At 69.4% G+C, this 11,416-nt stretch carries 10 protein-coding genes; 7 read left to right on the top strand and 3 right to left on the bottom strand.

The features are described from left to right. Nucleotides 1-25: 25 nt before the first annotated feature. Together JGR78_RS02740 and JGR78_RS02735 are read right to left on the bottom strand one after the other, a co-directional pair. On the bottom strand, nucleotides 26-1,204 hold the full coding sequence (locus tag JGR78_RS02740) for an aminotransferase (RefSeq protein WP_182791519.1): 1,179 nt from the start codon (nucleotides 1,202-1,204) through the stop codon (nucleotides 26-28). Then, nucleotides 1,201-2,211, bottom strand: coding sequence for a hypothetical protein (locus JGR78_RS02735; protein ID WP_182804003.1), 1,011 nt, complete (start codon nucleotides 2,209-2,211; stop codon nucleotides 1,201-1,203). The genes JGR78_RS02740 and JGR78_RS02735 overlap by 4 nt, the downstream gene beginning before the upstream one ends. Before the next feature lie 242 nt (nucleotides 2,212-2,453). Between JGR78_RS02735 and JGR78_RS02730 the strand changes: the two genes are divergently transcribed. The 7 genes from JGR78_RS02730 (at nucleotide 2,454) to lexA (ending at nucleotide 8,051) form a co-directional block, all read left to right on the top strand. Further along, complete coding sequence (locus JGR78_RS02730) at nucleotides 2,454-3,038, top strand: aminodeoxychorismate/anthranilate synthase component II (RefSeq protein ID WP_234450837.1); 585 nt, start codon at nucleotides 2,454-2,456, stop codon at nucleotides 3,036-3,038. Further along, nucleotides 3,035-4,063: an anthranilate phosphoribosyltransferase gene (trpD, locus tag JGR78_RS02725; protein ID WP_182803999.1), complete on the top strand. Its 1,029-nt coding sequence runs from the start codon at nucleotides 3,035-3,037 to the stop codon at nucleotides 4,061-4,063. The genes JGR78_RS02730 and trpD overlap by 4 nt, the downstream gene beginning before the upstream one ends. 51 nt (nucleotides 4,064-4,114) lie before the next feature. After that, nucleotides 4,115-4,762: a uracil-DNA glycosylase gene (locus JGR78_RS02720; RefSeq protein ID WP_234450836.1), complete on the top strand. Its 648-nt coding sequence runs from the start codon at nucleotides 4,115-4,117 to the stop codon at nucleotides 4,760-4,762. 42 nt (nucleotides 4,763-4,804) lie between these two features. Further along, on the top strand, nucleotides 4,805-5,593 hold the full coding sequence (gene trpC, locus JGR78_RS02715; protein ID WP_182791360.1) for an indole-3-glycerol phosphate synthase TrpC: 789 nt from the start codon (nucleotides 4,805-4,807) through the stop codon (nucleotides 5,591-5,593). After that, nucleotides 5,590-6,063, top strand: a complete 474-nt coding sequence (gene moaC, locus JGR78_RS02710) for a cyclic pyranopterin monophosphate synthase MoaC (RefSeq protein ID WP_182791361.1) — start codon at nucleotides 5,590-5,592, stop codon at nucleotides 6,061-6,063. The genes trpC and moaC overlap by 4 nt, the downstream gene beginning before the upstream one ends. Before the next feature lie 5 nt (nucleotides 6,064-6,068). Then, on the top strand, nucleotides 6,069-7,250 hold the full coding sequence (gene glp / locus JGR78_RS02705) for a gephyrin-like molybdotransferase Glp (protein WP_182804030.1): 1,182 nt from the start codon (nucleotides 6,069-6,071) through the stop codon (nucleotides 7,248-7,250). A gap of 99 nt (nucleotides 7,251-7,349) precedes the next feature. Then, on the top strand, nucleotides 7,350-8,051 hold the full coding sequence (gene lexA, locus JGR78_RS02700) for a transcriptional repressor LexA (protein WP_182791362.1): 702 nt from the start codon (nucleotides 7,350-7,352) through the stop codon (nucleotides 8,049-8,051). A gap of 1,035 nt (nucleotides 8,052-9,086) precedes the next feature. Here the strand turns inward: lexA and recG are convergent. Next, a complete protein-coding gene (gene recG, locus JGR78_RS02695) occupies nucleotides 9,087-11,231 on the bottom strand; it encodes an ATP-dependent DNA helicase RecG (protein WP_182803997.1) in 2,145 nt (714 codons plus the stop codon). Between the last annotated feature and the right edge of the window lie 185 nt (nucleotides 11,232-11,416).

Genomic DNA, 11,416 nt, shown 5'->3' with positions numbered 1-11,416 from the left:
GGGCAAGCCGCCGCTTGGGGCGGGCTCAGGCGGCGACGGCGGCAAGCCGTTCCGCCAGCGCGGCAATGCCGGCCTCGTCCACATTGGCAAAGGCGATGCGGACATGGCGGGCGGCCTCGGGGTCGCCTTCGGGCATGAACATCGTGCCGGGCAGCAGCAGCACGCCCGCCTCATGCACCAGCCTTGGCGCAAGCTGGGCCGAGCTTTCCGCGAAGGGATGTTCCGCCCAGGCGAAATAGGCGCCGCAGCCCTTGAGCCGCCAGCCTTCCAGCCCCGCCATCGCGCGGGTCATGGCGGCGCGGCGGCACAGGATCTCCTGCCGCTCGCCCGCCAGCCAGTCGCGCAGGTGCTGCATCCCCCACAAGGCGCCGATCTGGCCAAGCTGCGGGGCGCAGATGGCGAGGGTGTCCAGCACCTTTTCCACCTCGACCTGCCGCGACTCGCTGGCGACCAGGGCGCCGACGCGGTGGCCGGTCAGGCGGTAAGCCTTGGAAAAGGAATAAAGCTGGATCAGCGTGTCGCCCCAGTCGGGGTCCGTGAACAGGTCATGCGGCGCGCCGTCGCGCGAATCGAAGTCGCGGTAGGTTTCGTCAAGGATCAGCGCTAGGCCCTGCTGGCTGGCGAGGTCGTAAAAGCCGCGCAGCACCTCGGCCGGGTATTCGGCGCCCGAGGGGTTGTTGGGGCTGACCAGCACAAGCGCCCTGGTGTTGGGCGTCACCAGAGCGGCGGCGGCATCCGGGTCGGGCACCATCCCCTGCCCGCAGGCCAGCGGCACCGCGCGGATGCCCTGCATGTCCAACCACATCTTGTGATTGAAGTACCACGGCACCGGGATGATGACCTCGTCCCCTGCCCGCGCGACCGTGGCGATGGCCGCGCAGAAGGCCTGGTTGCAGCCCTGCGTGATCGCGACATTGGCAGGGGTCAGGCTGCCGCCATAGGCGCGGCTCCATTCTGCGGCGACGGCCTCGCGCAGGTCGGGGTTGCCGAGGACGGGACCGTAAAGATGCGCCTCCGCGCGGGTCAGCGAGGCATCCGCGATGGCCTGCCGCAGCCCCTCGGGCGGCGGATCGACGGGCGCGGCCTGGCTGACGTTGATCAGCGGACGCTCTGGATCGGCGGCAAGCCCCTGCAGCCAGCGCCGCGCCTCCATCACCGGGGGGCGGAAGGTGGCGGCGAGATCGGGGTTCAGGGGCAGCATCAGCGCGAGGCTCCGGGGTTGATGTCGGACAGGTCGGGGCGAACCGGAGTCGCCGCCGCAGGCTGGGGCAATGCGGGGGCACTGCGGGGGCCGGCGGCGGGCGCGAACAAGGCCTGCGGGATCGACAGGTCGGGCGCGGGGCGTGGGGCACGGGCAGGGCCGTCCTGCGAGGCCCCGGCCGTTTCCGTCACGGCAGGCTGCGGGCCGGCTGCAGGTTCCGGCGCAGGCGGGTCCACTGGCGCTGCAGAAGCGGTGGGTTCCCGCATGGCCGTCGCAAGCGTCTCGTCCAGCGGCCTGCGCGGCTCGGGCGCGCTGTCCAGTTGGGGCAGGGCAACGCGGCCGGGAGCAGTAACAGGTGCAGGGGCTTCCTCGACAGGAAGGATGAGCGGTTCCGGCACGAAGGCCTCGGGAGCAGGCAGATCGGACAGGGCGGGTGCCGTCGGAAGGGGCGGGGCCTCGACCGAGGCCGGCGCGGGTGGCGGCGCCCCTTCCTCGCTGGCCGCGACGCTGCGAGGAACGTGGCGCTCGACAGATGCGGGGGAAGCCGCAGGCACCAGCGGTGGATCGTCCGAACCGCGCCGGAAATCCGAGCCGATGGGATCGGGCAGCCGCTCTGCCGGGCCTGCAGGGTCGCGGGGGACGGCCAGCGTATTCCCGGAGGCGATTTCCGGCACCTCGGCTGCATCCGGCGCAGCCATGACGGGCGCTTGCACAGAAGATGCAGCGGGCTCGGCGGGCTGACCCGCTGCCGTGACCTCTTGCGGCGGCAAGGGAACAGGGGCTGGCGCAGCCGCCGGAGCATCGGGCTGAACCGGCATGAAGGGCGGGTTCGCGCTTGCGGGTGGGTCGGCGGGCAACGGCTGCGGTTCAGGCTGGGCTGCCGCCGAAACCGTCTTCAGCCCCCGCTCCGCTTCGACCTCGGCACTCCGGGGAAAGGCCAGCGACAGCGCGGCCAGCGTCGCGCCGCAGATCAGCGTGCCGTGAACCAGCCCGGTCCGGAAACCCGCCATGCCATCGCCCCTTGCCTGTCCGTCACATATCCTCGACCGCCAGACGGCGGCGCGAAAGCATCCGGCGGGGTTGACCCCCCGCGCGGCTTGGGAGCATCTATAGCCTACCGCCGCCGCCGAGCCATCCCCCTTTGGCGGCTCCAGAACCCCGACCCTGTTGCGAGGCGCCGATGACTTCCACGGCCATTGTCCGGCCTTCCTCTCCCGCTCCTGCAGCGGGCGCAAGAAGGCCGTCGATCCTGATGATCGACAACTACGACAGCTTCACCTGGAACCTCGTCCACTATCTTGGCGAGGCCGGAGCCGAGGTCGAAGTCATCCGCAACGACGCCCTGACGGTGGATGAGGCGCTGGCGCGGGGTGCCGACGGCATCCTCGTCTCGCCCGGCCCCTGCGCGCCGGGACAGGCTGGCATCATCGTGCCGCTGATCCGCGCGGCAGCCGAGGCGCGGGTGCCGCTGCTGGGCGTCTGCCTCGGCCATCAGGCGATCGGCGAGGCCTTCGGCGGCCGCGTCATCCGCGCGCCCCGCATCGTCCACGGCAAGACCGACGCCATCACCCATGACGGCACCGGGGTCTTCGCGGGCCTGCCCTCGCCCCTGCGGGCCACGCGCTATCATTCGCTGACGGTGGAAACTGAGACCCTTCCGGATTCCCTGCGCGTCACGGCGACTGCGGGCGACGGCACGATCATGGGACTGGTGCATCGCAGCCTCCCCATCGAGGGCGTGCAGTTCCACCCTGAAAGCATCCGGTCCGAACACGGGCACGAGATGATCGCCAGCTTCCTGCGCCGCTGTTCCAACGCGGTCGAGACCGCCGCATGACCACGCCCACCGACATCCGGCCGCTGATCGGCATTTCCGCCACCCGCCCCTTGACCGGGGAGGAAGCCGAGGCCGCCTTTGGCGCCCTTTTCGACGGCAAGGCCACGCCCGCGCAGATCGGCGGGCTGCTGATGGCGATGCGGGTGCGCGGCGAGACGGTGGACGAGATCGCCGCCGCCGTCCGCGCCATGCGCGCGCGCATGAACCGCATCACCGCCCCGGAAGGTGCCATCGACATCGTTGGCACCGGAGGCGACGGCAAGGGCACGCTGAACATCTCGACCGCGACCGCCTTCGTGGTGGCGGGCGCGGGCGTGCCGGTCGCCAAGCACGGCAACCGCAACCTGTCGTCGAAATCCGGCTCGGCCGATGCGCTGACCCATCTGGGGCTGGACGTCATGGGCGGCCCGGCACAGGCGCAGCGGTCGCTGGATGAATGCGGCATCTGCTTCATGATGGCGACCACCTATCATCCCGCCATGCGCCATGTAGGTCCGGCCCGGCACGAACTGGGAACTCGGACGATCTTCAACCTGCTCGGCCCGATGACGAACCCCGCGGGCGTCAGGGCGCAACTGACCGGCGCCTTCTCGTCCGAATGGCTGCGGCCGATGGCGGAAACCCTGCGCGAACTCGGTTCCACCTCGGCCTGGCTGGTCCATGGTAGCGACGGCACCGACGAGCTGTCCATCGCCGAACCCAGCCAGGTGGCGCAACTGAAGGACGGAGAGATCACCGAGTTCGAGATCTCGCCCGAGGATGCCGGCCTCCCCGTCCATCCCTTCGATGACATCATCGGCGGAGAGCCGGCCGAGAATGCCGCTGCCTTGCGCGCGCTGCTGGACGGCGCAAAGGGCGCCTATCGCGATGCGGTCCTGCTGAACGCGGCAGCCGCGCTGGTGATCGCAGGCCGCGCCGCGACCCTGCGGGAAGGGGCCGAGATCGCCCGCGACTCCCTCGACTCGGGAAAGGCGAAGCAGAAGCTCGCGCAACTCGCCGCGATCACCGGCACTGCGGAAGCGTAAGCACCCGATGACATCTTTCGGCCCCAAATATCCCCGCCGGAGGCTCCGGCCGTGACGCAGCCGCTGTCGCCGCCAGCCTGGGCGCACCTGCCCTTCTTCACCGAAGCCTGGCCCGCCATCCGCGACCGCCTGCAGGGTCAAGACTGGCTGCCCGGCCCCGACCGCGTCTTCGCGGCGCTTCAGGCCGTCGCGCCGCAGGACGTGCGCGTGGTCCTGCTGGGACAGGACCCCTACCCCACGCCCGGCCATGCCAACGGCCTCGCCTTTTCGGTGAACAAGGGCGTGCCGCTGCCGCGCTCGCTTGCCAATATCTTCAAGGAACTCGAGGCCGACCTCGGCGTCCGCCCGGCCTCGGGCGACCTGACCCCCTGGGCGCGACAGGGCGTGCTGCTGCTCAACACCGCGCTGTCAGTCGAACCCGGTCAGGCGGGCGCCCATGCCCGCTGGGGCTGGGAGCGGCTCGCCCAAGAAGCCATTGTCGAGGCGCAGCAGCACGGCCCCCTCGCCTTTATCCTCTGGGGTGCCCACGCGCAGAAGGTGGCGCAGGGCCTACCGCGCCCGCAGGACCTTGTGGTGCAAAGCGCCCATCCCTCGCCGCTGTCGGCAAAGCGCGGCTTCTTCGGCTCGCGCCCCTTCAGCCGAGTGAACGACTGGCTGGCCGAACATGACCTGCGCCCCATCGACTGGACCGCGGCCTGAGCCGCAGTTGCTTCCGGCCGCCGCTAGGGGCTAACTGCGGGCATGGATATTCTCGAACGCATCAAGAGCTACAAGCTTCAGGAAATCGCCGCCGCCAAGGCTGCCCGGTCGCTGTCCCGGGTCGAGGCCGACGCCCGCGCCGCGCCCCCTGTGCGCGGCTTCGCCCACGCGCTGGCCGACAAGGCGGCGACCGGCCCGGCCCTGATCGCCGAGATCAAGAAGGCCAGCCCCTCCAAGGGCCTGATCCGCCCCGACTTCGACCCGCCGCGCCTAGCCGAGGCCTACCAGGAAGGCGGCGCGGCCTGCCTGTCGGTCCTGACCGACGGCCCCTCGTTCCAGGGTGCGCCCGAGTTCCTGATCGCTGCCCGTGAGGCCTGCGAGTTGCCCGTGCTGCGCAAGGATTTCCTGCACGATCCCTATCAGGTGGCCGAGGCCCGCGCCTGGGGCGCCGACTGCATCCTCATCATCATGGCTTCGGTGGACGACGCCCTTGCCGCCGAACTGGAAGATGCCGCGACCCACTGGGGCATGGACGCGCTGATCGAGGTCCATGACGAATGGGAACTCGACCGCGCAATGCGGCTGTCCTCGCCGCTCCTCGGCATAAACAACCGCAATCTCAAGACCTTCGAGGTCGATATCGAGACGACGCTGCGGCTTGCCCCCCGTATCGCGGGCGAGCGGGACGTTGTCTGCGAAAGCGGCCTCTTCACCGCCGAGGACCTGTCGCGGATGATGGAAGGCGGCGTCCGCCGCTTCCTCATCGGCGAAAGCCTGATGCGGCAGGATGACGTCGCCGCCGCCACCCGCGCAATCCTGGAGGTCGCATGACCCTGACCCATTTCGACGCGAGCGGTCAGGCGCATATGGTGGACGTCTCCGGCAAGGAGCCGACCGCCCGCGAGGCGGTGGCCGAGGCCGCCGTCGTCATGTCGCCCGAAACGCTCGCGCTCGCGCAGGGCGGTGCGGCCAAGGGCGACGTGCTGGGCGTGGCGCGGCTCGCCGGGATCATGGGGGCCAAGCGCACGGCCGACCTCATCCCGCTCTGCCATCCGCTGCCCTTGGACAAGGTCGCGCTGGACCTGATCCCCGACCCGGCGCTTCCCGGCATCCGCATCACCGCGACCGCCCGGACCACCGGCCGCACCGGCGTCGAGATGGAGGCGCTGACCGCCGCCACCGTCGCCGCGCTGACCGTCTATGACATGCTCAAGGCCGCGCAGAAGGACATGCGGATCGAGGGCGTCCGGCTGCTGCGCAAGACCGGCGGCAAGTCCGGCACATTCGAGGCCACGCCATGAGCGGGCTGCTGACCGTCGATCAGGCGTTGGCGATGGTGCTGGACCTCGCGCATCCGCCCTGCCCCGAGGACGTGGACATCCAGGACGCTCTGGGCCGCGTGCTGCTGCGCGATGCCGTTTCCGCCATGACCCAGCCGCCCTTCGACTCAGCGGCGATGGACGGCTATACAATGCGCGACGCCGACCTGCCGGGGCCGCTGAGGGTGGTGGGCGAGGCCGCCGCCGGCCGCCCCTGGCCCGGAACGCTGGCCGCGGGTGAGGCCGTCCGCATCTTCACCGGCGCCCCGGTGCCCTCGGGCGCCGACCGCGTGGTGATGCAGGAGGACATGACCCGCGACGGCGACCGGATCACGATGTCCGGGCAGTCCACCCGCACCCATATCCGTGCCCGCGGCAACGATTTTGCGCAGGGCGACCGCCTGCCGGCTGGGCGCCGCCTTTCGCCTGCCGACCTCGCGCTGCTGGCCGCGATGAACGTGCCGCGCGTGACCGTCGCCCGCCAGCCGCAAGTCGCCGTGCTGGCGGGCGGCGACGAGCTGGTGCGTCCGGGCGAGATCCCCGGCCCGGGCCAGATCATCAGCTCGAACGACATCGCGGTGGCGGCGCTTGCGCGCATGACGGGAGCCGAGCCGCTGATCCTTCCCATCGCCCGCGACAGCGAGGAAAGCCTGCGCCAATCGTTCGCCCGAGCCCGGGGGGCAGGCCTGATCGTGACCATCGGCGGCGCCTCGGTCGGCGACCACGACCTGATCGGCCGGGTGGCGGAAAGCCTCGGGATGAAGCGCGCCTTCCATCGCATCGCCATGCGCCCCGGCAAGCCGCTGATGGCCGGGAGGCTTGGGGAAACCGCGATGCTCGGCCTGCCCGGCAACCCGGTCTCGGCCATCGTGACGGCGCTGCTGTTCATGCAGCCCCTGTTGCGCCGGATGCAGGGCGAGGCCGATGCGGGACCGAGGATTCGCCACGGCATCCTCGGTCGCGACCTGCCCCCGGAAGGCAATCGCCAGCATTATCTGCGCGCGACGCTGTCCGCGGACGAGCATGGCACCGTGGTCACGCCCTTCGAGGATCAGGACTCGGCGCGGCTGACGCTGATGGCCGGGGCGCAGGCGCTGCTGATCCGGCCGGCGGACGATCCGGCCCGGACGGCTGGGGCACGGATTCGCTACATCCCCCTGACTTGTTAACCTTTTGTTCAGGCGAATCAGGTTATTCATTGACGCGAGACGGGGTCGATCCTAGAACATAAGCCGAACGCACCTGTCAGGCTGGGGGACAAACACGCCGTGCTGACCAAGAAGCAGATCCAATTGCTGGAATTCATCCAGTCCCGCATGGCTCGCGATGGTGTTCCCCCCTCGTTCGATGAAATGAAGCTGGCGCTCGACCTGCGCTCGAAATCGGGGATCCACCGGCTCGTGACTGCCCTTGAGGAACGCGGCTTCATCCGCCGCCTGCCCCATCGCGCCCGCGCGCTGGAAATCGTCCGCCTTCCCGAGGCCCTGATGCGGAACGAGGCCGAGGTCGGCGGGTTCAAGCCCCGCGTCATCTCGAACGACCGGCCACCGCGTCCGCGTGGGGCGATGCCGATCGTGGACAGCCCGGCAGTGGAATTGCCGGTCATGGGGCGCATCGCCGCGGGGGTGCCGATCGAGGCGATCTCGGAGGTGTCGCACCATATCGCGGTGCCGGGGACCATGCTGACAGGCCGCGAACATCACTATGCGCTGGAAGTGCGTGGCGATTCGATGATCGAGGCAGGGATCAATGATGGCGACGTGGTGGTGATCCGCGAACAGGACACGGCCGACAATGGCGACATCGTCGTGGCGCTTGTCGAGGGCGCCGAAGCCACGCTGAAGCGTTACCGCCGCCGCGGCGGAATGATCGCGCTGGAAGCGGCCAACGCGGCTTACGAGACCCGCGTGCTGCCCGAGGACAAGGTTCGCATCCAGGGCCGGCTTGTCGGGCTGATCCGCAGTTACTGAGCGACATTGTCGCCGGGATGAAGCGCAGCGGGGTGGTTCGGTGTCACCTGTTCCGACAAGGATGAAACTGATCGGCAGGCGCCGGTAAATGTTCAGTGTGGGGTCGCTGCGCCCGCCTGTGAGGTTAAGTCTGCTGCAGTCAGCGTTGGCGGACATCCTTTTTGCCTGCTCAGCCCACCGCGGCTGCGTTGAGATCAGCCGGATGGACAGGAACGCGTCCGCCATGCGCCGCGGCTGCGTGCCACGGTGACGGCTGCAGGTAGCCAGCGGTTCTCTCTGCATAGTTGTGCGCTGATATAGCTTCAGGAATGCACGGGCTGAGTGCAGAACTCACGGGTTTGCTTGCGTCAGACAGGTCAGGTCGGACGGGAGTGCCGCGCTGCACTTCCGGTCCGCTGCATCAGATGAGGGCTGGCAGCCACAGCATCGCAACCGTGGCAATCGCGATTGAGGCAACGCAAAGCATGTCACCCAGAACTTCGATTTCGGCGGATGGTTTCATGTCAGTTCTCCATCAGGGTTAACGCTTTGTTCTCATCTGCGAGACTATCTGTAAAGAACTTTCAGAGAACATTCAGAGGGCCAGAGGTCGTGGCGGCTTGTTCAGTGGCGTCTTTCCCCTGGTCTGGCGCTCCTCTTCCGCCTGATTTCCCAGATGTTTTCCTTGCCTGGCTTGGTTGCTGCGATCAGCACGCTCACCGTTGCGGCGCGAGGACGGCGGGTCGTCCGTCATCCTTGCGGCTCGACCGCGCGACGCATCGCATTGCCGTCGATTCGCACCCTGCATGCTGCCGACCGCCAGCAGCGGCGATCGGGTTCCGTGGCCTCGTCCCGAGGTTTCCCAAAAGGGGGAGAGACGCCGAAATCATCGACGGTACCAATGGCTGGACCCTGCGCCCCTGATGCGCGTGCAAAGCCTCAGCCTGCTTGCCATCGAGATTGTAGCGGCCTCCGTTCAGGCAGCTTCCTGCAGCCTTGCGGGGCCAGAAACAGGCATGATGTCAGGCTGTTGCTGCGCGCCGCACAGATGTCACCTCAGCCGGCCGCCATCAGTCCGATGGCACGGTCCTGTTCCATCAGCCAAAGCAGCTTCCGAACCGCTCGTCCCCGCCCGCCTGAAAGATCAGGGTCCTGATCCAGCAGCAGGCGCGCGTCCTGTCGGGCCGTCGCCAGCAGTTCGGCTTGCCGTTCGAGGTCGGCCACGCGGAAACGCGGCAGCCCGGACTGGGCGGTTCCGATCACGTCCCCGGCCCCCCGCATCGCCAGATCCTCCTCGGCGATGCGGAAGCCGTCCTCGGTTTCGCGCAGGATCTGCAGGCGGCGGCGGGCGCCCTCGGACAGCGGCTCGTGATAGAGCAGCAGGCAGCTTGATGCGCCCTCGCCTCGCCCCACCCGTCCGCGAAGCTGGTGCAGTTGCGCGAGGCCGAAGCTTTCGGCGCGCTCGATCACCATGATGGTCGCTTCCGGGACGTTGACGCCGACCTCGATCACCGTCGTCGCGACCAGAAGCTGGGCGCGCCCTTCGGCGAAGTCGGCCATCGCCGCGTCGCGCGCCTCGGGCGGCATCTGGCCGTGGACCAGCCGGACGCGGTCGCCGAAACGCGCCTGCAGCATCTGGAAGCGGTCCTCGGCGGCGGTCAGGTCCACCAACTCGCTTTCCTCGACCAGCGGGCAGACCCAATAAGCCCGCGCGCCGCGGTCCATCGCCGTTTGAAGGCGGGCGGCGACCTCTTCGATGCGCGAGTCGGGCAGGACGGTCGTAACCACCGGCTTGCGGCCCGGCGGCTTTTCATCCAGCACCGACAGGTCCATGTCGCCGTATTGCGCAAGGGCCAGGCTGCGGGGGATGGGGGTCGCGGTCATCACCAGCATGTCGGGGCGCAGGCCCTTGGCGGCGAGTTCCAGCCTTTGCGCCACGCCAAAGCGGTGCTGTTCGTCGATCACGGCCAGTCGCAGATCGTGGAACTCAACACCCGGCTGGAAGACGGCGTGGGTGCCGACCAGCACGCCGATGCGGCCCGCGGCAAGGTCGGTCAGCAGGGTTTCCCGCGCCTCGCCCTTGTCGCGGCCCGTCAGCAGGGCGATGCGGACTCCGGCAACATCGGCCAGCGGCGTCAGTGCGGCGAGATGCTGGCGGGCGAGGATTTCCGTCGGCGCCATCAGCACGCCCTGCCCGCCTGCCTCGACCGCTGCCAGCAGCGCCAGCGCCGCGACCAGCGTCTTGCCCGAACCCACGTCGCCCTGCAGCAGGCGGTTCATCCGCTGGGGGCTGGCCATGTCGGCGGCGATCTCGGCCACGGCGCGGGTCTGCGCGCCGGTCGGGGGCCAAGGCAGCGCCCTCACCACGCGGTCCCGCAGCCGCCCCTCTCCTTTGGTGATCCGGCCCGCCGTGCGGCGGCGGTCGCGGCGGACCAGAGCGAGGGTCATCTGGTGGGCCAGCAACTCGTCATAGGCAAGGCGCTCGCGCGCGGGGGACAGCAGCGACAGGTCGTCCATGCCCCTGGGATCATGCGCGGTCTTGATGGCGGAAAGCCAGTCTGGCCAGCCCCGCGGGGCAAGAAGCGAGGGCTCGATCCATTCAGTCAGGGGCGGGGCGCGGTCGATTGCGGCAGTGACAGCGCGGGCGACCATCCGCTGCGTCAAAGCGCCTGCAAGCGGATAGACCGGCTCGAAGCTGGACGGCAGCGGGTCCGAAGGCGGCAGGATATGGTCGGGGTGGATCATCTGGGCCACGCCGTCGAACAGCTCGACCTTGCCCGAGACGACGCGGGTGGCGCCGATGGGAAGCTGCGATTCGATCCAGGCCGCGCGGGCGTGGAAGAAGACCAGCGCAAGGTCGCCCGAGGCGTCGGCGCAGATGACGCGCCACGGGCGGCCCCGGCTTGCGGGCTGGTGGTGGCGCAACACGCGAACGGTGACGGTGGCGATCTCGGGCGGGCGCAGGTCGGCCAGTCGTGCGACCATGCGGCGCGCGATGCCAGCGCTGGGCAGGTGGAACAGAAGGTCGCGCGGGCGGGTGACGTTCAGCGCGGCGAAGGCCTCGGCGGCCTTCGGACCGACGCCGGGCAGAGTCTCGACGCCCGCGAAAAGGGGGAACAGGACCGGCGGGCGGCCCTTCGGTGTGGAAGGACGCGGAGCCGTGGCGGGTCCGGAGGGCGCAGGTTCGCCTGACCCTGCCATGTCAGGTTCATTTTCCCGGTCCTGAGGGGGCCGATCCTGCTCTGGGCGCGCGAAAAGGCCGCCTTGTCTTTCCGCAGCAACGAGGTGCGGCGAAGACTCCTTGTCTCCTGAACGCTCCGCAGAGCCGTCCTTGATGGGTCTTGCCGGGCGCTGCCCTTGTTCGGGCTGGGCGGATGCCCGAGTAT

Source organism: Paracoccus sp. MC1862 (assembly GCF_016617715.1).
Taxonomy (GTDB): domain Bacteria; phylum Pseudomonadota; class Alphaproteobacteria; order Rhodobacterales; family Rhodobacteraceae; genus Paracoccus.
This window is presented reverse-complemented; position numbering and strand designations above follow the sequence as displayed.

What these genes read in the sequence shown, in the direction of transcription:
- recG (WP_182803997.1), bottom strand. Translation starts at nt 11,231, where the DNA reads ATGGCAGGGTCAGGCGAACCTGCGCCCTCCGGACCCGCCACGGCTCCG.
- moaC (WP_182791361.1), top strand. Translation starts at nt 5,590, where the DNA reads ATGACCCTGACCCATTTCGACGCGAGCGGTCAGGCGCATATGGTGGAC.
- trpC (WP_182791360.1), top strand. Translation starts at nt 4,805, where the DNA reads ATGGATATTCTCGAACGCATCAAGAGCTACAAGCTTCAGGAAATCGCC.
- trpD (WP_182803999.1), top strand. Translation starts at nt 3,035, where the DNA reads ATGACCACGCCCACCGACATCCGGCCGCTGATCGGCATTTCCGCCACC.
- JGR78_RS02735 (WP_182804003.1), bottom strand. Translation starts at nt 2,211, where the DNA reads ATGGCGGGTTTCCGGACCGGGCTGGTTCACGGCACGCTGATCTGCGGC.
- JGR78_RS02730 (WP_234450837.1), top strand. Translation starts at nt 2,454, where the DNA reads ATGATCGACAACTACGACAGCTTCACCTGGAACCTCGTCCACTATCTT.